Here is a 23,017-nt window from a genome sequence, read left to right as displayed (position 1 = left end):
ATACTTAAAAAGGTCGCTAAATGCGACCTTTTTTTATTTAAAAATTTTCAACAAAAAGATTAAACCTTTAAAGAATATTTTAGTCTTATTAGAGCCTGTTTAAATTTCATCTGAAAAAAAATATCACAAAAAAATAAGGAATTTTCAATTTCATATCCTGATTTGCCTTGTTTTTCCTGTTGATGCGATGCTGAAATAAATTCAGCATGACGAGAATTTAGTTTTAATTTAATTTTTAAACAGGCTCATAATCACACTTATTATTAAAACAATTACATATTCGATGAAAAAAATTACACTTATAAGTATTCTTTTATTTTCTGTAGCAGTATTTGCACAAAAACACACAAGAAATCGGGCAACTATTCCTAAAATTACCCTAACAGGAAAAATTATAGAATCGAATACTAAACAACCTTTAGAATATGCAACTTTAGTCCTCACACACACACCAAGCAAACGTATTTCTGGAGGAATAACAGATACAAAAGGAAACTTTTCTATTGAAATTCCTAAAGGAGAATATTTAATTAAAGTAGAATTTATAGGTTTTAAAACTAAAAATTTATCCAACAAAAGATTAACTAAAAACACCAACTTAGGTATTATTACGCTTTCCGAAGATGCAGAAAAGTTAAATGAAGTTGAAATTATTGCTGAAAAATCAACCGTAGAAATTCGTTTAGATAAAAAGATTTACAACGTTGGTAAAGACATGACTCTAAAAGGCGGAACAGCTTCGGATGTTTTAGATAATGTGCCCTCGGTTAATGTCGATGCTCAAGGTGCTGTTAGCTTACGTGGTAACGAAAACGTTCGTATTTTAATCGATGGAAAACCTTCTGCTTTAGTCGGATTAACAGGTACAGATGCCCTACGTAATTTACCCGCCGATGCCATTGAAAAAATAGAAGTTATCACCTCGCCATCGGCACGTTATGATGCGGAAGGAACTGCGGGTATTTTAAATATCATCCTTAGAAAAGGAAAAATCACAGGTTTTAATGGCTCATTAAATATTACGGCAGGTCATCCTGATTTAGTGCGAATTTCTCCAAACTTAAATTATCGCACCAAAAAATTCAATTTATTTTCTAATCTTGGTTATTCTTACCAAAAAGGTCCAGGAAATTCACAAACCACCTTTTCTTATTTAAAAAATGGCGTTTTAGATAGCACACAAATAGAAGATAGAACTTTTGACCGAAAAAACAATAACTTCAATGCTTCTATTGGCTTAGAATATTACATCAATAAAAAAAGTTCTGTAACAGGTAATTTTGTGTATCGAAAATCTAAAGCAGATGATGTTGCCACTAATTTAACAGACAGGTTTTTATTCAATGATTCTTCGCAACCTTTATTAAACGAAATTCGTATCGAGAATGAGCAAGAAAATGGTACTGACAAACAATACTCTATAAATTACACCAATAATTTAAATGATAAAGGGCAAAAGCTAACCATCGATTTACAATATGGAGACAGCCAAGAAACAGAAAATTCACCAGTTACTGTAAACAGCGTTTTATCTGAATTAAATTCGCAAATAACTAGTTCAAAAGAAAAATTACTTCAAATAGATTATGTGTTGCCCATTGGCGAAAACAGTCAATTCGAAATTGGACATAAAGCAAGTTATCAAGATTTAAGCTCTGATTTTAACGTCAATATTTTAAATTCAGCAAATGATTTTGACCCATCAAATGCCATTACTTTTAAGCAAAATGTATTTGCTTTTTATTCGCAATACGGAAGTAAAATAAATCAATTCTCCTATCTTTTAGGACTGCGTTCAGAAATTACAGATATTGATTTAAACGTATTAACCACCAATCAAGAATCAACTAAAAAATACACCAAATGGTTTCCAACGGTAAATATTGGTTACGAATTAAACGATAATGAAAACCTAAGTTTAGGGTATAGCAAACGTTTAAAAAGACCCCGTCATTGGTTTTTAAATCCGTTTGAAACCCGAAGTTCAGCTACTAGTGTATTTAGAGGAAACCCCGATTTAAACCCAACATTTACCAATTCTTTTGATTTAGGTTACAACACAAAAATCAGAAAATTCAACTTAGGAGCTTCTGTATATTATCAACATTCAACGGATATTGTTCAACCCATATCGGTTATAGAAGAACGAAATGGAAACAATATTTTTGTTCGTCAGCCAGTAAATTTAAACGATGAAAACCGCTACGGATTCGAATTTACAAGTAATTATAATCCTACAAAAAAAGTACGTTTATCGGCAAGTTTTAATTATTATCAATTTAATATCGATGCTTTTTCACACACTTACACTTCTCAAAATGGGTCGAAAATTGTTACAAATTTAGCAGAAGTAAACGAAAATAGTTGGTTTGCTCGTTTTAATTCTCGCATTACATTGCCCGCAAAAATAGCTTGGCAAACACGATTAATGTATCGTGGACCAAAAAATAATGCACAAAGCGATCAAGAAGGTATGTTTATGGCGAACCTATCTTTTAGTAAAGATATTTTAAAAGAAAAAGCATCATTAGTATTAAATGTAAGTGATTTATTCAATTCTCGCAAGCGTGAAAGCACTACCTATTATGGCGGACGTGAAAATCCATCAACAATAGCAGATGGAACTTTTCAATGGCGTGAACGTCAAATATCGTTGAGTTTTACCTATCGTTTTAATCAAAAGAAGAAAAGAGGAAAACCTGCGTATCAAAATAATGGCGGCGGCTCAGAATTTAGCGGGTAATTTTTTTTGGGCGTTCGAGCGGGCTTTCATTACTCGCTTTTTAGTTTGATGCAAAAAAGCACCAAACTAAAAGAGCTCAAACATGCCATTCAATCCCTAACGCAATTCTTAGTTTTTTTTGATGATTTTTCTCAATTCAAGGACAGACCTCACAGGTTTCTAAAACCTGTGAGGTCTAAACATTCAAATAAATTATCTGCTTAAAAAATTTAGAGCCTGTTTAAATTTCATTTTTAAAAAAAATGTAACAGAAAAAGAAAAAACCGCATCCGTCAAACTGAATTTATTTCAGTTTCGCATCCTGATTTGCAGTAGTTCTCCTTTTTTTTGATGATTCTTGTCAATTCGAGTGATTTTAATGACTAAAAGGAATTAAAATTGTATCGAGAATTTGAATTGTTTTATGTTGATGAATTTTATACAAAAAAGTTCTCGATACAATTTTTTTGAAGAAAAAAAATCACTCGAACTGACAGTTTATTTATGAATTTTTGTAGTAAAATTTTATTGACTTAAACAGGCTCTAAAAAATAATAGTAAACTATATAAAATAAGCAAAAACCCCTAGCCCCGATTGAAGCTTTGTTTGAGCTCTTTTTTGTTTTTTTTCTTCAAAAAAACAAAAAAAGCGAGTGCGGAAAGCGGGAAATTGCTTCAAATAAAAATAAAACCACTACGCACAACAAAAAGCTCGTTCAAATAAATGAACGAGCTTTTTTTATATACTTTTATAAAAGTCTAGTTACCTTGAGCGGCTTTTTTAGCGTCTCTTTTTAATTTCAAGTTTTCTAAAATTGTTCCACCAATCCAATAAGGAACAACAAATGTTAATAAGAAAATTAACAACCAAAAACCAGTTGTAAAAATAAACATGAATAATACTAATCCTGAAAATTGTGAAAAATCTAACATTTGTTTTCTGTGAATAATTGTTACAAGGCAAAATTAGAACTAATTTTCTTTTTATCCAATAAAATATGATAAAAATCACGACTAAAACCTATAAGAATTTGTAAATTTGGAGGTAAGTTAAATTATATTCTTTTAAATAATTTTAAAATGGCAAAGTACAGAATTGAAAAAGATACCATGGGAAATGTTGAAGTTCCTGCGGATAAATATTGGGGAGCGCAAACAGAGCGTTCTCGTAACAACTTTAAAATAGGTCCTGCTGGCTCAATGCCTTTAGAGATTGTATATGGTTTTGCATATCTTAAAAAAGCAGCCGCTTACACAAATGCAGAATTAGGTGTTTTAGCTACCGAAAAAAGAGATTTAATTGCACAAGTTTGTGATGAAATTTTAGCAGGTAAACACAACGATCAGTTTCCGTTAGTAATCTGGCAAACAGGTTCAGGAACACAATCGAACATGAACTGTAACGAGGTAATTGCCAACAGAGCGCACGAAATTGCAGGTAAAATTATCGGTGAAGGTGAAAAAACGATTCAACCAAATGATGATGTGAACAAATCGCAATCATCAAACGATACTTTTCCTACAGGAATGCATATTGCAGCTTACAAGAAAATTGTAGAAGTTACCATTCCTGGAGTTGAGCAATTACGTGATACTTTACAAGCTAAATCGGAAGCGTTTAAAGACGTTGTAAAAATTGGACGTACGCATTTAATGGATGCTACTCCCCTAACCTTAGGGCAGGAATTTTCTGGTTATGTTGCACAATTAAACTTCGGATTAAAAGCTTTAAAAAATTCTTTAGAACATTTATCGCAATTAGCTTTAGGTGGAACTGCTGTTGGTACAGGATTAAATACGCCTGCTGGTTACGATGTTTTAGTGGCTAAATATATTGCTGAATTTACAGGATTACCTTTTATTACTGCTGAGAACAAGTTTGAAGCTTTAGCAGCTCACGATGCTTTTGTTGAAACGCACGGATCTTTAAAGCAATTAGCGGTTTCTTTAAATAAAATAGCCAACGATATTCGTATGATGGCTTCTGGTCCTCGTTCTGGTATTGGTGAATTAATTATTCCTGCAAACGAGCCAGGTTCTTCTATTATGCCAGGAAAAGTAAATCCTACGCAAGCAGAAGCAATTACGATGGTTTGTGCGCAAGTGATGGGGAATGATGTTGCGGTTACTGTTGGTGGTACGCAAGGACATTACGAATTAAACGTTTTTAAACCGATGATGGCGGCAAACGTATTACAATCTGCTCAATTAATTGGAGATGCTTGTGTATCTTTCGATGTAAATTGTGCGGCTGGTATTGAGCCAAATCATACTAGAATTACTGAATTAGTAAATAATTCTTTAATGTTAGTTACTGCGTTAAATACAAAAATCGGTTATTATAAAGCTGCTGAAATTGCAAACACGGCACATGCAAACGGAACTACGTTAAAAGTAGAAGCGGTTCGTTTAGGCTATGTTACCGAAGCGCAATATGACCAGTGGGTAAAACCTGAAGAAATGATTGGTGGATTAAAATAATCTTCTTTTTATCATTTATATAATTTAAAAATCCCTGCAATTTATAATTGTAGGGATTTTTGTTTTTAAAATCTTATTTTTGCCCTCGCTATAAAAACAGCTAGTACTCATTTTCAACGATTCATTTTTAAAATAAAACATACAAAATGCAAGTAACAAAACTAAATTCTGAAAGTACATTACCGCTTACCTGCTCACGTTCAGGCTCGTGTTGTTTTGGAAAAGATGTAATGCTGAATCCCTGGGAATTATTTAGTTTTAGTCAAGAGAAAAAAATTAGTACTAGAGAATTTCGGGATCTTTATAGTGAATTTGGCGGTATTCAATTACTTTTTGATGGAAAAACCGATAAAAAAGGACAGAAATCATGTAGCCAATATTTAGATAACGCTGGTTGTAGCGTACATCTTGGGCGACCTCTAGCCTGCCGTTTGTATCCGTTAGGTCGTCAAATTCAGTTTGAAAAAGCCGAATATATTTACGAAGGAAACGCTTTCCCGTGCCTAACAGATTGTTCCGAAGTGTTAGATTTACCAAAACTTAGCGTAGGCGATTACTTAAAAGGACAAGAAGCGCATCAATATGAAAAAGCTTTAGATGCCTATTTAATGGTGATGCAAAACATTGCTGATATTGGTTTTGAATTGCTTTTAGACTCTGGATTATCAGCCTCTGGCGATACCAAAACACTGACGCAATGGCGAAAAATCGGAAAAGAATCACCACAAGTTTTATCAGAAAGAATCGGTAAAAAATGGTTGGATTATTTAATGATTCCAAACATAAGCGACCACGATAATAACCCTGTTACTTTCGCTCAAAAACACAACGATTTTCTACTTTTAAAAGCACAAGAAGAGTTTGGAAGCTTACAAACATTTGAAGAACTTCACCAAGCTTCGGTTTTAATAATTGCCGTTGCGTTGCATTTATCAAGAGGTTTAAGAGCCGATACTAAAGGACTTTCAGAACACTGGATTGAAACTGCTAAGAAACATGGTGCTAAAGAATAATACTTAAATATTTTACTTTTTTTTATTAATTAAATATGCTAAATCACTTAAATTAGGCAGTGATTTTTGCCCCCTAAAACCAAAAACAATGAACGAACACGAAAAACATATGAGTGAAGCTGTTAAAGCGGCTTTAAAAGGAATGAGTAACAATGAAGGTGGTCCTTTTGGCTGTATCGTAGTAAAAGACGGTGTGGTTATTGGTAGCGGAAATAATAAGGTTACTTCGACCAACGACCCAACAGCGCACGCCGAAGTTACGGCAATTAGAGATGCCTGTAAAAACCTTGGTTCTTTTCAGTTAGACGGTTGTATTATTTACACTTCTTGCGAGCCTTGCCCGATGTGTTTAGGCGCAATTTACTGGGCAAGACCTGATAAAGTGTACTACGGATGTGACCAACAAGATGCCGCAAATATTGGTTTTGACGATGCTTTTATTTACAAAGAAATTGCATTACCTTACGAAAAGCGTAGCATTTCTTTTGAACAAATAGGGCAAAAAATTGCTTTAGAGCCGTTTGAAAAATGGACAGAAAAACAAGATAAAGTTGAATATTAATATCAAAATCCTAAGTTTATAGCTTAGGATTTTTTTTTGAAGCTATTTCCCGCTTTCCGCACTCGCTCTTTTTGTTTGAAAAAAACAAAAAGGAGCTCAAACAAAGCTTCAATCGGGGCTAGGGGTTTTTGCTTATTTCATTATTTTTAGTAAGTTTTTAATTAAGAGTCTGTTTAAATTTCACCTAAAAAACGTTTTATAGCAGAAAAATTGAAATTTAGTTTTTATTTGATTTTTTAACAAGCTCTAAGCCGATACCGTATTATATATTTAGACCTCACAGGTTTTAGAAACCTGTGAGGTCTGACTAACGTTTCAACTCCTTTTTTCTTACAAATTATTCTGATATTTAGACTATCATAAAAACTAGCAAAACCCGTATCTTTATCTTTTTAAACGCAAACTTTCAAGTAAAATATATTATGGCATCAGAAAAAAACATAGCGTCTTATAAATCAGGATATTTCCCTGTTTCTCACGGACACGAACTTTATTTTGAATTATATGGAAACCCAAAAGGGATTCCTGTAATTTTTTTACACGGTGGTCCAGGAGCTGGTTTTGGCGAAAAAGACAAGCAATTTTTTGACCCAGAACGCTATAATGTACTTTTTTTCGACCAACGAGGAACTTCAAAAAGTAAGCCTTTTGGAAGCATCGAAAACAATACAACACAACTTCTTTTACAAGATATTAATGCTTTGTTAGATTATGTAAATTTTGATAAAGTCTATGTTTTTGGCGGTTCTTGGGGAAGCACGCTTTCGCTTGTCTATGCAATTCATCATCCTCAGCGCGTTTTAGGATTGATTATTAGAGGAATTTGGTTGGCAAATAAATACGCTTTTGACCATTATATTGGCGGTGGAATTAAAGAGTTTTTCCCTGATGTTTGGAATCGTTTTAATAAATTAGTTCCTAAAGGCGAAAATCCTGTGGATTATTATTTAAAAATGATGACCTGCGATGATGAAGAAATCAGTAATAAATATGCTTATGAATGGGCATATTACGAAATGTCTTTTTATACAATTAACAAAATTACCGATACCGAAGAGGTTTTAAAAACTTTTTCGTACAAATCAATGGCAATTTTAGAAGCACATTATATCAAAAATAATTGTTTTATTTCGGAAGATTTTATCATGAATAATATCGATAAAATAAAAGATATTAAAACAGCAATTGTTCACGGAAGATATGATTTTATTTGTACGCCAATTCAAGCTTTCAGATTGCACGAAAGTTTAAACAATGCAACATTAAATATTGAAAACGCAGGGCATTCTTCTTCAGATGAAGAAAATAAAATTGCGTTAATTTCTGAATTGAAAAGAATTACTTCTTAAAGTTAAAAAACTGTCAGTTCGAGTGATTTTTTTCCTTCAAAAAAATTGTATCGAGAACTTTTTGAACATCAAAATAATAAAATAATTATCGATACAATTTTAATTCCTTTTAGTTATTAAAATCACTCGAATTGACAAAAACAAAAAAACCTCCAATTAAATTGGAGGTTTTTTTATAAATTAAATTTATTTTTGATTATTTTGATTTGCGAAACATCAACCAAAAACCGATTAAAACAAGTGGAATACTTAATACTTGCCCTGTGTTTAACGAGTTTAAAACCCAATCTTCTCGGCTATCAACTTGTGCTTTTTTCAAAAATTCGATAAAGAAACGTAGCGACCATAAAACAACCATAAACAATCCGAATAAAAATCCTTCTTGCTTCTTTTTATCTGTTTTCCAATAAAAATGCCACAAAGCAAAAAACAAGGCTAAATAACTAAACGCTTCATATAATTGCGTTGGATGACACGCCACAGTTTCACCTGCTCTTTTAAAAATAACGCCGAAAGTGCTTCCTGTTGGTTTTCCGTAAATTTCCGAATTAAAAAAGTTCCCTAATCGAATGAAAAAACCTGCCAAAGCAACAATAATTCCTAATCTATCTAAGATAAATAACCAAGATTTTTGCAAATGTTTTTTAGCATAAAAATACAAGGCTATCGGAATACCAATGGCCGCGCCATGACTTGCAAAACCTGTGAAACCTGTAAATTTCCATCCTTTAATCAATCCAAATAATGTAGAAGCGCCTTCTTGCTCTTTCATCGGTAAAAATATCTCTAATAAATGGTTTTGATAATAATCCCAGCTATAAAAAAACACATCACCCAAACGCATTCCGACCAACATCGAAATGAAAACATACATAAATAATGGATCTAATTTTTCGACAGCAATATTATCATTTATAAAGATTTTCTTCATTAAATGAAGCCCTAATATAAAAACCGCTACAAACATTAAGCTGTACCAACGAATACCGAAGCTACCGATTTTTATAATTTCAGGATCTAAATCCCATACGATGGATAAAAAATTCATGTATTATTTTATTTTATGTCATTACATTAAAATGACTATTATTTATTTTCTTTCTTTGATACAGGCTTTTCAGGCACCGGATCATACCCGCTTCCACCCCACGGATGACAGCTAAAAATTCTTTTAAAAGCCAACCAACCGCCATAAAATACGCCGTGTTTTCGCAAGGCTTCAATGGCGTAACCCGAACAAGTTGGCGAATATCGGCAACTCGCTGGTGTAAATGGTGAAATTGCTGTTTGATAAAACCGCACCAAAAGTATAAACGGATATGTTAAAATTTTTTTCAACTTTTATTAATTAATAGAAAAACTTGTTCCGTCTTTTCCGTCTTTTAGCTGAACACCTAAAGCTAATAATTCATCACGAATTTGGTCAGATAATGCCCAATCTTTGTTTTCACGTGCTTCTTTTCGTAGCTTAATTAACAATTCGACAACGCCGTTTACTTTATCCGAAGAAGCTCCTTGTGTTACTTGATTCATCAATCCTAAAACATCAAAAACAAAAGCGTTTAGAGTGGTTGTAAATTCTAATAAATCAGCCTGGGTTAAACTAGCATTATTTTCTTTTATTTGATTGATTGTTTTTACCGCTTCAAATAAATGAGAAATTAATACAGGCGTATTAAAATCGTCATTCATGGCATTATAACAGTCTTTTTTCCATTTCTGAACATCAAAAGTAGAAGAACTTCCTGCTTCAATTTTTTCTAAGAAGTTTACCGCTTCCATTAATTTTGAATGTCCTTTTTCTGATGCTTCTAAGGCTTCCCCTGAAAAATCTAGGATACTTCTGTAATTGGCTTGCATGTTAAAAAAACGAACCACACTTGCCGAAAATGCCTTTGGTAAAACGTCGTTTTCTCCTGTTAAAATTTCGTTAGGTAAAATAAAATTACCTGTTGATTTTGCCATTTTCTGGCTATTTAACAACAACATATTGGTATGCATCCAATAATTTACAGGCGAAACTCCGCTACAAGTTTGCGATTGTGCTATTTCACATTCATGATGTGGGAATTTTAAGTCCATTCCACCACCGTGAATATCAAATTTTTCACCTAAATACTTGGTACTCATTACCGAACATTCTAAATGCCAACCTGGAAAACCATCGCTCCAAGGCGAAGGCCAACGCATTATATGGCGCTCATCGGCTTTTTTCCAAAGTGCAAAATCTTGTGGATTTTTTTTATCAGACTGCCCATCTAAAACACGGGTATTATGAATGGCATCTTCAATATTTCGTCCTGAAAGGATTCCGTAATTACCCGTTTCATTATATTTTAACACATCAAAATACACCGAACCATTTATTTCATAAGCAAAACCTTTTTCGATAATTTCCTTAATCATTTCAATTTGCTCTACAATATGCCCCGTTGCCGTTGGCTCAATACTTGGTGGTAAAAAATTGTAATTATTTAGAACATTATGAAAATCAACGGTGTACTTTTGAACCACTTCCATCGGTTCAATTTCTTCTAAACGTGCTTTTTTAGAAATTCTATCTTCACCCTCATCGGCATCATTTTCTAAATGCCCTGCATCGGTAATATTACGTACATAACGCACTTTATATCCCAAATGCAATAAATAACGATACACCACATCGAAAAACATAAACGTTCGTACATTTCCTAAATGGGCGTTGCTATAAACCGTAGGTCCACACACATACATACCTACATATCCGTCGTTTACAGTTTTAAAAAGCTCTTTACTTTTTGATAAAGAGTTATATACTTTTAATTGGTTTTCTTGATATAATTTCATACAAAAATGACTATTAATAAACGCTAAAGATAAGTAAAAGATAGCTATCTTATTAAAAATAATGAATTGGAATTTTAGTGACATTTACGTTAAAAAATAAAACCTATTTTAATGAAGTTATTCATTGAATGAATCTGATAAATTTTCTAACATTTTTTTTATTATCTTAAATATGATACTTTTTTAACTTCCGTGTATTTTGCTTTGTATTTATATGTAATTTTACGCTCCTATTTCGTTTTTACTTTATATAATTGTTAGCAAACAGATGAACCAAACTATATGAAACTAGGAAAGAAAATAATTAAATGGATTTTATCTTTTTTATTAATTCCAACAACATATATAATTATTTCTTTAATTCTATCTTCAATAACAGTTGACAGAATTTTGAATAATGAAAGTGCTGAAAAACTGATTTATTTAAATACAAATGGAGTTCATTTAGACATTGTAATTCCAATAGAAAACGTTGATAGCTTAGTGTTATCAGGAATAAAACACGAAAAAAGTGAAAAATATTTATCTTTTGGTTGGGGAGATGGAAATTTTTATATCAACACACCAACTTTGAGCGATTTAACTTTTAGCAATGCTTTTAGAGCATTATTTTTAAAAAGTTCAACATTAATGCACGTAACTCGCTATAAACAGAAACGTTCAGATTGGATTCAAATAAAAGTAAATTACTCTGAATTACAAAAACTAAACAGTTATTTACTCAATACATTTGAAATTAATGAAAACGGTATGAAAATGATTCTTGAAAACAAAGGGTATTCATCAAGAGATAATTTTTATAAATCAAAAGGAAGTTATTCCTGTTTTAAAACCTGTAACAGTTGGGTAAATATTGGATTTAAAGAAACTGGATTAAAATCTTGTTTATGGACACCTTTTGATTTTGGGCTACTAAACAAGTATCAATAAAATACGATTTGCTAACACGCTATAAAATCAATTGTTAGTTTTAATTTATTTAGGAAAATCAATGCTTAAACAATGTAACTAAGCTTAAATAACAACGATAAAAAAAGCTACTCTTTGCATAAAAGCAGGTTTTTTAATCAATCGAAAATTACCAACATAAAAACACCAAACACTTAACAAAAATGAATATAAATGCAAAAAAACACATCATTAACTTGGGATGATTTTACCAAAGTAGAAATGCGTATTGGTACTATTATTTCTGCTGAAATATTTAAAGAAGTAAAAAACCCCGCCTATAAAATGCACATTGATTTCGGTGAATTCGGCATCAAAAAAACATCGGCACAAATAACCAAATTATACAGCCCAGAAGAATTAATAGGAAATCAAATTGTGGCGGTTACCAACTTCCCTGAAAAACAAATAGCCAATATTATGAGCCAATGTTTAGTGCTAGGTGCTATTGGCGATAACAAAGAAGTAACGCTTATTTCTGCTGATAAAAACATTAAAAACGGCACACGAATCGGATAAATTATACATTCTCGATTACCCCCTAAATTTTAAATAATACTGTTACTTATTTAAAATAATTACTAATCACAACAACGAATTCAAAATGTTTATTAACAATGCCAAATGTGATATTTATATAGGTAAAGCCGCAGGAAAACACTTAATTAGTGATATTCAAAATGCCAAAAAATCTATAAAAATTGTTTCCCCTTATTTATCTGCTTCTTTAGTAAAAGAGCTCATCAAATTAAAAGCTAAAAAACTAAATATTGAATTAATTACCTCCGATAATATTGAAGACTTTAAAAATGATTCCGATAAAAACATCCGTAAATTAATTGTTCAAAACAAAAAGAAAAAAGGCCTTTCAGCCAAAAGATGGCAGGCAATTTCTCAAATAATAATATTCAGTATTATTGGGGTACTAATGACCATGCTCTTTGCCTTTTATGAAACCGAAAACCCCCTAATTTCAATTGGTTTTATTCCCGTAATAATACTCTGTTTTGTTTACAGATCTTTTAGCAAAAAAATAGCGCCAAAAAACACGTATCGCTACTCACAATTGTTCCCTTTTAAAGTGTATATATCGCCTTATAAATCAAAATTAAGCGATTCTTTCATCCATAGTAAAATTTATATAATTGATGATAAAATAGCCTATGTAGGTTCGTTAAATTTTACTGTTAGTGGTTTAAAAAACAACTACGAAACAAGTGTTCGAACCAAAGATTCTGGCGCTATCAAAGAAATTAAAAAAGAATTTAATCAGTTATTTCATCATGCTAATTTACACGAAAAAGACATTCAACTTTGGGGTGCCGAATTATATGAAAATAAAACGACTAAAAACAATCCTAAAAAAACAGCTTAAATAACCAATACTTATGAAAAAAATATTTTTATCCCTAGTAGCCGCCGCTACATTGCTAAGTTCTTGTAAAGAAGAAAAACAAGCAAATACGCAAGCAGTAAATCAGCAAAAAACAGCAAATGTAAAAAACACTGCGTTTAACACATTATTAAACCAATATAATGAAGGAAAATTAAAATTAAACCCAATTAACGCTACAAATGCAGGCGATAATCGTTTTAATGACCAATTTCCAAATACCTTATCGGAAGCATATCAACAAAAAAACACGGCTTTTTATAGCAAATTTAAAACAAAATTAACTCATTTTAAAGATGCTGATTTATCTGAAAGTGAGCAAATGAGTAAGGCTGTTTTAGCCTGGGATTGCGATATGGCACTAGTACAAAACAGCTTTAAAAACGATGCCTTAATGCCCATAAACCAAATGTGGACTATTAACTTAACCATGGGGACTTTTGGTAGTGGTAGCGGTGCACAGCCTTTTAAAACCGTTAAAGATTATCAAAATTGGTTAGGCAGATTAGACGGTTATTACAACTGGCTAGAAACGGCAATTAAAAACATGCAGCAAGGAATTAAAGAAGGCTATGTATTGCCAGGGTCTTTAATTAAAAAAGTAATTCCGCAGTTTAAAACATTAGCCCAAGCAACAACAACCGAGCATTTATTTTATACGCCTATAAGCAATTTTCCTTCGGATTTTTCGGATGCTGATAAAAAAATGCTAACCAAATCGTACACAAATATGTTGGAGGCTAAATTAATTCCTTCCTTCAAATTAATGCACACTTTTTTACAAACCGATTATTTAAAAGCAGGTAGAAAAACAAGCGGAATTGATGCTATTCCTAACGGAAAAGCTTACTATGCCCACGCCATAAAAAATTATACGACCACACAAATGACCGCCGATCAAATTCATCAATTAGGTTTAAGCGAAGTTGCCCGTATTTTATCTGAAATGGAAAAAGTTAAAGAACAAGTCGGTTTTAAAGGAAGTTTAAAAGAATTTTTTGATGACGTTCGTAGCAATAAAAAATTAATGCCCTACACAACGCCAAAACAAATTATCGATAATTTTAATGCCATTCATGCCAAAATGAAACCGCAATTAAAAAAATTATTTGGTAACAAACCTAAAACACCATTTGTTGTAAAACAAACCGAAAAATTCAGAGAAGCATCAGCAAGTGCCGAATATAACGCAGGATCTTTAGACGGAACACGTCCTGGCGTTTTTTACACACCCATTCCTGACGCTACAAAATACAACGTATTTTCAGACGAAGCTTTATTTTTACACGAGGCAATTCCTGGGCATCATTATCAAATTTCATTGACCCAAGAAAACCAAGATTTGCCCGAGTTCAGAAAAACCTTATGGTACAGCGCCTACGGTGAAGGCTGGGCTTTATACACCGAAAACCTAGGAAAAGAGCTTGGTTTATATACCGATCCTTATCAATATTTTGGGATGTTGGGCATGGAAATGCACCGAGCAATTCGCTTGGTTGTTGACACCGGAATGCACACCAAAGGCTGGAGTCGTGAAAAAGCAATTCAATATTCATTAGATAACGAAGCCGAAGGCGAAGCGAGTATTATTTCAGAAATTGAGCGCTATATGGCAAACCCGGGGCAAGCGTTATCGTATAAAATTGGGCAGTTAAAAATCAGAGAATTAAGAGCTAAAGCAAAGCAAGAATTGGGTGCTAAATTTGATATTCGTGAGTTTCATAATCAAGTTTTAGAAACGGGTTGTATTCCGTTGGCACTACTTGAAAATAAAATTAACAAATGGATTATTGCCACTAAATAAAAGCGTAATTACCTCCTTTTTTATTCAAAATCTAAACCTCTTCATCTATATTATGAAGAGGTTTTTTTTGGAGCTATTTCCCGCTTTCCGCACTCGCTCTTTTTATTTTTTTAAAAGAAAAAATAAAAAGGAGCTCAAACAATTGCTACAATCGGGGCTAGAAATTTCTGCTAATATTTAAAATTTTAAGACAACTACTTTAGCAATTCGTTGTTTTTTTACAATAGCTAAAAAAGCTTATAAAAATTAATTATATTAGAGCCTGTTTAAATTTCATCTAAAAAAGTTTTGTAACATAAAAATAAGAAATCGAATCCGTCAAACTGAATTTAGTTCAGTTTCACATCCTGATTTGCCGTAGTTATTCCCTTTTTTTTGATGATTCTTGTCAATTCGAGTGATTTTAATGACTAAAAGGAATTAAAATTGTATCGAGAATTTGAATTATTTTATATTGATGAATTTTATACAAAAAAGTTCTCGATACAATTTTTTTGAAGGAAAAAAATCACTCGAACTGACAGTTTCTTTAATTTTTAAACAGGCTCTTAGTTCATTCATTTAAAAAAATTATGACAAAAGTATTAATTACAGGAGGCACAGGTTTGGTAGGCAAAAAACTGCAACAGGTTTTTAAAGAACTTAATATTGATGTGGCAATACTTAGCCGAAATCCGAAGAAAAAAAATGAATTTAAATGGGATATTTCAAAAAAATATATCGATAAAAAAGCTTTTGAAAACGTTACGCATATTATTCATTTGGCAGGCGCAGGAATTGCCGATAAACGCTGGACAGCCCAACGAAAAGAAATAATAATGAACAGCCGAGTAGCAGCTGCTAATTTACTTTTTGATAAAATTAAAGAATTAAATATTCCGCTAAAAGGTTTTATTTCAGCTTCAGGAATTGGGTATTATGGTGCTGTTACTTCAGGGCAAATTTTTACAGAAACCGATGTTCCTCAAAACGATTTTATATCAAAAGTTTGTGTTGCTTGGGAAAAATCGGCAAATCAATTTAAAGCATTAAACATTCCTGTAACTATTTTAAGAACTGGCGTAGTACTTAGTAAATTTGGTGGTGCTTTACCAAAAATAAATACCCCTTTATTTTTAGCGTCTTTAGGAAGTGGCACCCAATATATGCCATGGATTCACATAGATGATTTATGTAATTTATATGTAAAAGCGACACAAAAAAATGAGTTTACAGGTATTTATAATGCCGTAGCTCCCGAACATCAAACCAATAAAAGTTTTACAAAAACACTTGGTAAAACCATTAAAAAACCGATGTTATTTTTAAATGCTCCTGCTTTTGTATTGAAATTTATTTTAGGCGAAATGGCATGTATTTTATTAAAAGGAAGCCGAGTTTCTGCTAAAAAAACAGCTGAAAAATATGTATTTAAATATCCTGATTTAAAATCGGCTCTGTTAGCTATTTATCAAAAAAATAAATAGATTATTTTTAAACAAATAAAGACGCGATAAATCGCGTCTCTACATTAATATTTAGGTTGATAAGTTATTTCTAAAAATCTTGATTTACATCCCAAGATTCTAAAATTTCTTTTAGCGTTTTAATAAACATTCCTCCTAAAGCTCCGTTTACAACTCGGTGATCGTACGAATGACACACAATCATTTTTTGACGAATTCCAATAAAATCGCCTTCTGGAGTTTCAATAACTGCAGGTTTTTTAACAATCGCTCCTAAGGCTAAAATTGCTACTTGTGGCTGATTAATAATTGGTGTTCCGGTAATGCTTCCAAAACTTCCTACGTTTGTAACCGTGTAAGTTCCGCCCTGAATATCGTCTGGTTTTAACTTGTTTCCACGAGCTCTAACCGCCAAATCGTTTACCTGTTTGGTAATACCTACTAAACTTAATTGGTCGGCGTTTTTAATAACTGGCACAATTAAATTTCCGTCAGGCAAGGCTGCTGCCATTCCTAAGTTAATATTTCCTCTTTTGATAATTTTATCGCCATCAACAGCAATATTTATCATCGGATGTTTCTTAATTGTTTGCGCTACCGCTTGCATAAAAATTGGCGTAAATGTTAATTTTTCACCCTCTCTTTTTTGATATGCGTTTTTAACTTTATTTCTCCAAGTAACAATATTTGTTACATCTATTTCAATAAACGACTGTACATGTGCCGATGTTTTTACCGAATCAACCATGTGTTTTGCTACTAATTTACCCATGCGAGTCATATCAATAATTTCATCTTGACCCGACAAAGTAATTGGTGCCGATTTCACTGCGGCTTTTGGTTTTTCAACCTTAACAACGGCAGCGGCAACAGGTGCAGTAGTAATTTCTGGTTTATTTTTACGATTTTTTATATATAATAAGATATCCGCTTTTGTAACGCGTCCTTCTTTTCCTGTTCCTTTAACGGTTTCTAATTCTTCAAAAGAAATCCCTTCTTCTTTTGCAATGTTTTTAACTAATGGAGAATAAAAACGATCGCTTGACGATGTATCAATTACGCCCGATACTTCATTTTTAATTGATGAAGCCTCTTCAATTGTTTTTTCAACAGCTACAACAGCGGCTTTTACAGCATCCGTTTTAGGTGCTTGCTCACTATCATCTCCTGCTGTTTCAATAATCGCAATTGTTTGCCCTACTTGAATAACAGTGTCTTTGTCAAATAAAATTTCAACCAAAGTTCCTTCAACCTCACTAGGCACTTCGCTATCTACTTTATCTGTAGCTACTTCAACAACCGTATCATCAATATCAATAGTATCTCCAATTTCTTTAACCCAAGATGTAATAGTTGCCTCTGCAACACTTTCGCCCATTTTAGGTAATTTCAATTCGTATCTAGCCATAGTATAAGTTTTTTTTAAGGTGTGCAAAGTTACTAAAAATCGAGCATTTTTTTATGATTTTCGTCATTTAAAAAACAGCAAGACTCCTAAGTAATTAAATAATTCCTAATTATAACGCTATAAAACAATTTAGGTTGAATAAAATTAACCAAAAACAACATTTAACTGAGTTTTTCACAAAATAAGCTATTTCTATTTAAAACAATAGCTGGCTTATACCCAATTTTTAGGAGTCGCTAAAACTGCTAATAATTTAGCTTCTTCGCTTCCTTGTTCTGGGTGATGGTTATATTTCCACTGAACAACCGGCGGTAAACTCATTAAAATACTTTCAATACGTCCGTTTGTTTTTAGCCCGAATAAAGTTCCTCTATCGTGTACTAAATTAAATTCTACATAGCGTCCTCTTCGTACCTCTTGCCAATCTTTCTGCTGTTTATTATAGGCGATATCTTTTCTTTTTTCAACAATTGGCACATATGATTCTAAAAAGCTATTTCCAACTTCAGTTACAAAGTTGTATCTATCTTCAATTGAAAACTCAGGAGTTTCTTTTAAATAATCAAAAAATAAACCACCAATTCCACGAGCTTCTTCTCGGTGAGTGTTCCAAAAATAAGTATCGCAGGTTTGCTTAAACTTCGGATAAAAATCAGGGTGATGTTTATCGCAGGCTGTTTTACAAACGCTATGAAAATGCGTTGCATCTTGTTCAAATAAATAATACGGTGTTAAATCTTGACCACCGCCAAACCATTGCGTAACGATATTTCCTTTTTCATCATACATTTCAAAATAACGCCAATTTGCGTGTACTGTTGGCACTAATGGGTTGTTCGGATGTAAAACTAAGCTTAATCCGCAGGCAAAAAAATCACCATTTTCAACGCCAAATTGTTTGCGTAATGCTTCTGGTAACTCGCCAAAAACTTTTGAAATATTAACACCGCCTTTTTCAAAAATAGCGCCATTTTCGATAACACGGGTTCTTCCACCACCACCTTCGGCACGTTTCCAAGTATCTTCTTGAAACTTTACACTTCCATCAACTTGTTCTAGTTTTGAGGTTATCGTGTCTTGTAATTCTTGTATATATGCGTAAAACTGATCTTTCATGTTTTAATTATTTCTTCTCTTAATTCTTATCTATTTGGTAAATCCTCCTGCAAAAATACCTATTCTGATACTTTTTTTAATTGAATTTTTTTAATAGTTTCTGTTGTTGCAGCAGTTACCGATAGTGGTAAAACTAATAATACACCTATAAACGGCACTAATAAAAATAAGATAAATACCAACCCGTTTCCTACCGCTGTTCCTTTATTTTCTTTTACAAACTCAACACTTTCTTTGTATTTAAAATGACGTTCTAAGGTGTAATCCATATTACCAAAACCTGCATAATAGGCTTGTATCAAAAATAATAACGCGGTTGAAAACAATCCTATTACAGGTATTAAACTTAGCAATAAAACAGGAATCGTTACAAGTAATTCACGCAGTAAATTTCGAGTATTTATTCGAATTCCTCTTATTAACTGCTCTTGAAAAGATGTTTTTCGGTGGCTGTGATTTCCGCCAGTTAAATACGCTTCAATTTTTTCTGATACAGGGCTCATAAACGGTGCCGATAATGCCATAACAATATGTTTGTAAAGTATTAATCCGATAAGTAAAATTGATAATCCGCTTAAAAAAGTACTGATTACCTCAAAGGTTTGTTTGCCAAAATCCCATTTCCAAAAATTAGCGATATAATGCCCTACATCATCTGAAAAAGTATAAGCTGAACTTGCAATTATAATAGCGGTAAAAACACTTATTAATATCGGAATTATAAAATAGTTCCATAATTTTAGTTTCGATATTAATTGAAAAGCCCCGAAATAAGCTTTTATTGCTTGTAGTATATTTTTTATCATTTTTATTATTTTAACTAAATTAAAAAACCTCTTTCCGATAAAAGAAAGAGGTTTTGAAGTATTTTCACTATATTTTCAATGTGTTATTAAAGTCAAATCAGCATTTATTTGATTACCGCTTTAATAAAATTATCTAATTCTTGTTCGTTAATTTTATTAACTTCATCCCATCCCATCTTTTTGGTTGGCGATAAAGCACCTCTTTTAAAGTCTAAAATTCGTTTTTTATCGGTAATTAAATATGCCGACGGATAATCTAACTTATGAATAAAACCAGCTACATTTAAAGAAGATCTATTTTCTAATTTTTCGGTAGAAGGAACTAAGAATATTCTTTTGTCAAGTTTTTCTGCCATTCTAGCAACACCTTTTTCTAAATCTGAAAAAAGCATGATAAATTTTACTTTACCGTCATACTTTTCTACCATTTTATTCAATGCAGGAATTTCGCCCCAACAAGGTGCACACCATGTGGCAGCAGCTAATAAAACAATAGGAATATCAATAGCCTCAGTACTTATGGTTTCTCCTTTAATTGATGTAAAATTATAATTAGAAATATATTTATCTTTAATACAATTATACACTACATCGTCTAACATTGCAGCGTCATTACTTGCTGTAGAAATACACTGATCAACAATATCTTTGTAATAAATTCTCTTTTGAGAAAAACCTTGCGTTGCTAGTAATAAAGTTAATATAAGTACTATTTTATTCATTTTTAATAATTTAAAAGGGGGTTACATTTTTAAACCTTATACTCTTTTACCGCGTCGACAAATGCCTTTGCATTTTCAAGCGGAATATTAGGTAAAATTCCGTGCCCTAAGTTAACAATATATTTGTCTTTACCAAACTCATTTATCATTTGGTGTACCATTTTTTTAATTTCAGCTGGTGGCGATAACAATCTAGAAGGGTCAAAATTACCTTGTAATGTAATATTTCCTCCTGTTAAATAACGGGCATTTCTAGGTGAACATGTCCAGTCAATACCTAAGGCTGAAGCATTTGAGTTTGCCATTTTATCTAAAGCAAACCAACATCCTTTTCCAAAAGCAATAACTGGTGCATCGTCTTTTAATGCTTCAATTATTTCGTTGATATATTGCCATGAAAATTCATGATAATCAGTTGGAGATAACATTCCACCCCATGAGTCAAAAATTTGAACAGCATCTACACCTGCTTTTACTTTTGCTTTTAAATAAGCAATCGTAGTCTCTGTTATCTTACTAAGCAATTGGTGTGCCAAAACTGGTTTTGTAAAACAAAATTCTTTTGCTTTGTCAAAATTCTTTGATCCTTGCCCTTGTACAACATAACATAAAATAGTCCATGGTGAACCTGCAAAACCAATTAAAGGAACTTCATCATTTAATTTTTCTTTAGTTGCTTTTATCGCCTGCATTACATAGTCTAATTCTATGTTTACATCAGGAACAACCACGGTATCTAATCCTTTTTGATCTCTAATCGGGTTTGGTAAATAAGGACCAAAATCAGGTTTCATTTGCACCTCAATATTCATCGCCTGTGGAATCACTAAAATATCTGAAAATAAAATAGCAGCATCCATTCCATACCTACGAATAGGTTGTACGGTAATTTCTGAAGCTAATTCAGGAGTTCTACAACGCGTAAAAAAGTCGTATTTCTTTTTTATTTCTTGAAATTCTGGTAAATAACGCCCAGCTTGACGCATCATCCAAACTGGTGGACGATCTACAGTTTCTCCTTTTAATGCTCTTAAAAATAAATCGTTTTTTATCATTTTATACTTTTTTACTAGCTGTTCATTTTTAATTCGTTTAAAATGTAAAAATGAACAGACAGCTATTTTATTATTTATATTTTAGAAACCGCTTCCATTGCTTTATCAATGGCTTTTGAAATCTTTTTAATGTCTTTTTTTGTTAAAGCTGAAGATAAAAACCAAGCTTCAAATTGTGATGGTGGTAAAAACACGCCATTTTTGATCATTGCCCAAAAGAAGGTTGCAAATTTCTTTGTATCTGATGTTTGTGCCTGTTCAAAATTAGTTACCCTAACATTGGTAAAAAATGGGTTTACCATAGAACCAAACCTATTTACTGTTATTTCTACGCCGTATTTTTGTGCCGAATTTAATAAAAACGTTTCAATCGCTTGCGCAGTTTCATTAAATTTATCGTACGGATTTTGCTTCTTTAATTCGGTTAAAGTTGCAATTCCTGATGCCATCGCAATTGGATTTCCACTTAGTGTTCCTGCTTGATACATTCCTCCTAAGGGTGCAACTTCTTGCATAATTTCGTTACGCGCTCCGTAAGCTCCCACAGGGAAACCTCCACCGATTACTTTTCCTAAACACGTAATATCAGCTTCTACACCCAACAATTCTTGTGCACCACCAAATTTAGAACGAAAACCTGTCATAACCTCATCAACAATTAACAAAGCTCCTTTTGATTCTAAATAGGTTTTTAAGTCTGTCAAAAAGTTATCCGAAGGCAATACAACACCCATGTTACCTGCAATAGGCTCTAAAATAACCCCTGCAATATCGTCATGCGCTTCAAAATGTGCTTTTACACTTTCTAAATCGTTATAAGTAGCAATTAATGTGTTTTTTACTGCACCATCTGGCACTCCTTTACTTCCTGGTAAACTTAAAGTCGCCAAACCAGAACCTGCTGCTACTAATAAAGCATCTTGATGCCCATGATAACAACCTGCAAATTTTATAATTTTATCTTTTCCTGTAAACGCTCTTGCCAAACGGATTCCACTTAAAACAGCTTCAGTACCTGAATTTACAAAACGAACTTTATCCATTCCTGGAAAAGCATCACATACTATTTTGGCTAATTTAATTTCATTTTCTGTAGATGCTCCAAAAGTATAGCCATTTGTTAAGGCTTTTGTAATCGCTTTTTCTACTTTTTTATGACGATGCCCTAAAATCATCGGACCATAAGAAAGTACTAAATCGACAAATTTATTATTATCGACATCTACAATTTGACTTCCTTTTGCTTTTTTGATAAACAATGGATTACCGCCTACTGATGAAAACGCTCTTACTGGCGAATTTACAGCTCCAACAAGGTTTACCAATCCTTTTTTATATAGTTTTTGTGATTTTTTGAATTCCATTTT

At 32.4% G+C, this 23,017-nt stretch carries 20 protein-coding genes; 10 read left to right on the top strand and 10 right to left on the bottom strand.

What is annotated here, in order from left to right; translation table 11 throughout:
• The first annotated feature begins 283 nt into the window (after positions 1–283).
• Positions 284–2,743: a TonB-dependent receptor domain-containing protein gene (locus DPIF8902391_RS01670; RefSeq protein WP_172504859.1), complete on the top strand. Its 2,460-nt coding sequence runs from the start codon at positions 284–286 to the stop codon at positions 2,741–2,743.
• Between the two features lie 738 nt (positions 2,744–3,481).
• Here the strand turns inward: DPIF8902391_RS01670 and DPIF8902391_RS01665 are convergent.
• Positions 3,482–3,655: a hypothetical protein gene (locus DPIF8902391_RS01665; protein ID WP_058884772.1), complete on the bottom strand. Its 174-nt coding sequence runs from the start codon at positions 3,653–3,655 to the stop codon at positions 3,482–3,484.
• Between the two features lie 147 nt (positions 3,656–3,802).
• Here DPIF8902391_RS01665 and fumC point away from each other — a divergent pair, with 147 nt between their 5' ends.
• The 4 genes from fumC to pip all read left to right on the top strand — a co-directional run bounded on the left by fumC (position 3,803) and on the right by pip (position 8,127).
• Positions 3,803–5,203 (top strand): class II fumarate hydratase, encoded by a 1,401-nt coding sequence (fumC, locus tag DPIF8902391_RS01660; protein ID WP_172504858.1) that lies wholly within the window; start codon positions 3,803–3,805, stop codon positions 5,201–5,203.
• A gap of 146 nt (positions 5,204–5,349) precedes the next feature.
• Positions 5,350–6,216 carry a YkgJ family cysteine cluster protein gene (locus DPIF8902391_RS01655; protein WP_172504857.1) on the top strand — a complete coding sequence of 289 codons (867 nt, stop codon included), beginning with the start codon at positions 5,350–5,352 and terminating at the stop codon, positions 6,214–6,216.
• 88 nt (positions 6,217–6,304) lie between these two features.
• Positions 6,305–6,778 carry a nucleoside deaminase gene (locus DPIF8902391_RS01650; RefSeq protein ID WP_058884769.1) on the top strand — a complete coding sequence of 158 codons (474 nt, stop codon included), beginning with the start codon at positions 6,305–6,307 and terminating at the stop codon, positions 6,776–6,778.
• A gap of 422 nt (positions 6,779–7,200) precedes the next feature.
• Positions 7,201–8,127 carry a prolyl aminopeptidase gene (pip, locus tag DPIF8902391_RS01645; RefSeq protein WP_172504856.1) on the top strand — a complete coding sequence of 309 codons (927 nt, stop codon included), beginning with the start codon at positions 7,201–7,203 and terminating at the stop codon, positions 8,125–8,127.
• Between the two features lie 196 nt (positions 8,128–8,323).
• Here the strand turns inward: pip and lgt are convergent, their stop codons facing one another.
• From lgt to cysS, 3 genes are read right to left on the bottom strand one after another with little or no spacing between them, the layout of a single operon-like run.
• Positions 8,324–9,175, bottom strand: a complete 852-nt coding sequence (gene lgt / locus DPIF8902391_RS01640; RefSeq protein ID WP_172504855.1) for a prolipoprotein diacylglyceryl transferase — start codon at positions 9,173–9,175, stop codon at positions 8,324–8,326.
• A gap of 38 nt (positions 9,176–9,213) precedes the next feature.
• Positions 9,214–9,465, bottom strand: coding sequence for a membrane protein insertion efficiency factor YidD (gene yidD / locus DPIF8902391_RS01635; RefSeq protein ID WP_172504854.1), 252 nt, complete (start codon positions 9,463–9,465; stop codon positions 9,214–9,216).
• A 6-nt stretch (positions 9,466–9,471) separates the two neighbouring features.
• Positions 9,472–10,953: a cysteine--tRNA ligase gene (cysS, locus tag DPIF8902391_RS01630; protein WP_172504853.1), complete on the bottom strand. Its 1,482-nt coding sequence runs from the start codon at positions 10,951–10,953 to the stop codon at positions 9,472–9,474.
• 282 nt (positions 10,954–11,235) lie between these two features.
• Here cysS and DPIF8902391_RS01625 point away from each other — a divergent pair, with 282 nt between their 5' ends.
• From DPIF8902391_RS01625 to DPIF8902391_RS01605, 5 genes are all read left to right on the top strand, one after another.
• Positions 11,236–11,883, top strand: coding sequence for a DUF2459 domain-containing protein (locus tag DPIF8902391_RS01625; RefSeq protein ID WP_172504852.1), 648 nt, complete (start codon positions 11,236–11,238; stop codon positions 11,881–11,883).
• 192 nt (positions 11,884–12,075) lie between these two features.
• Positions 12,076–12,420: a tRNA-binding protein gene (locus DPIF8902391_RS01620; protein ID WP_172504851.1), complete on the top strand. Its 345-nt coding sequence runs from the start codon at positions 12,076–12,078 to the stop codon at positions 12,418–12,420.
• An 85-nt stretch (positions 12,421–12,505) separates the two neighbouring features.
• Complete coding sequence (locus DPIF8902391_RS01615) at positions 12,506–13,276, top strand: phospholipase D family protein (RefSeq protein WP_172504850.1); 771 nt, start codon at positions 12,506–12,508, stop codon at positions 13,274–13,276.
• 13 nt (positions 13,277–13,289) lie between these two features.
• A complete protein-coding gene (locus DPIF8902391_RS01610; RefSeq protein ID WP_172504849.1) occupies positions 13,290–15,098 on the top strand; it encodes a DUF885 domain-containing protein in 1,809 nt (602 codons plus the stop codon).
• Between the two features lie 572 nt (positions 15,099–15,670).
• Entirely contained in the window at positions 15,671–16,564 is an 894-nt protein-coding gene (locus DPIF8902391_RS01605; RefSeq protein WP_172504848.1) for a TIGR01777 family oxidoreductase, read from the top strand.
• A 70-nt stretch (positions 16,565–16,634) separates the two neighbouring features.
• Here DPIF8902391_RS01605 and DPIF8902391_RS01600 read toward each other — a convergent pair whose 3' ends face one another.
• The 6 genes from DPIF8902391_RS01600 to hemL form a co-directional block, all read right to left on the bottom strand.
• Positions 16,635–17,951: a dihydrolipoamide acetyltransferase family protein gene (locus tag DPIF8902391_RS01600; protein ID WP_058884759.1), complete on the bottom strand. Its 1,317-nt coding sequence runs from the start codon at positions 17,949–17,951 to the stop codon at positions 16,635–16,637.
• 213 nt (positions 17,952–18,164) lie between these two features.
• Complete coding sequence (hemF, locus tag DPIF8902391_RS01595) at positions 18,165–19,067, bottom strand: oxygen-dependent coproporphyrinogen oxidase (protein ID WP_172504847.1); 903 nt, start codon at positions 19,065–19,067, stop codon at positions 18,165–18,167.
• A gap of 59 nt (positions 19,068–19,126) precedes the next feature.
• Entirely contained in the window at positions 19,127–19,873 is a 747-nt protein-coding gene (locus DPIF8902391_RS01590) for an EI24 domain-containing protein (protein ID WP_058884757.1), read from the bottom strand.
• Between the two features lie 104 nt (positions 19,874–19,977).
• On the bottom strand, positions 19,978–20,595 hold the full coding sequence (locus DPIF8902391_RS01585) for a TlpA family protein disulfide reductase (protein ID WP_058884756.1): 618 nt from the start codon (positions 20,593–20,595) through the stop codon (positions 19,978–19,980).
• Between the two features lie 29 nt (positions 20,596–20,624).
• Positions 20,625–21,650 (bottom strand): uroporphyrinogen decarboxylase, encoded by a 1,026-nt coding sequence (gene hemE / locus DPIF8902391_RS01580; protein WP_172504846.1) that lies wholly within the window; start codon positions 21,648–21,650, stop codon positions 20,625–20,627.
• A gap of 74 nt (positions 21,651–21,724) precedes the next feature.
• Positions 21,725–23,014 (bottom strand): glutamate-1-semialdehyde 2,1-aminomutase, encoded by a 1,290-nt coding sequence (gene hemL / locus DPIF8902391_RS01575; RefSeq protein WP_172504845.1) that lies wholly within the window; start codon positions 23,012–23,014, stop codon positions 21,725–21,727.
• Positions 23,015–23,017 lie beyond the last annotated feature (3 nt).

The sequence above is a fragment of the Tenacibaculum finnmarkense genomovar ulcerans genome, assembly GCF_900239495.1.
GTDB lineage: Bacteria > Bacteroidota > Bacteroidia > Flavobacteriales > Flavobacteriaceae > Polaribacter > Polaribacter ulcerans.
This window is presented reverse-complemented; position numbering and strand designations above follow the sequence as displayed.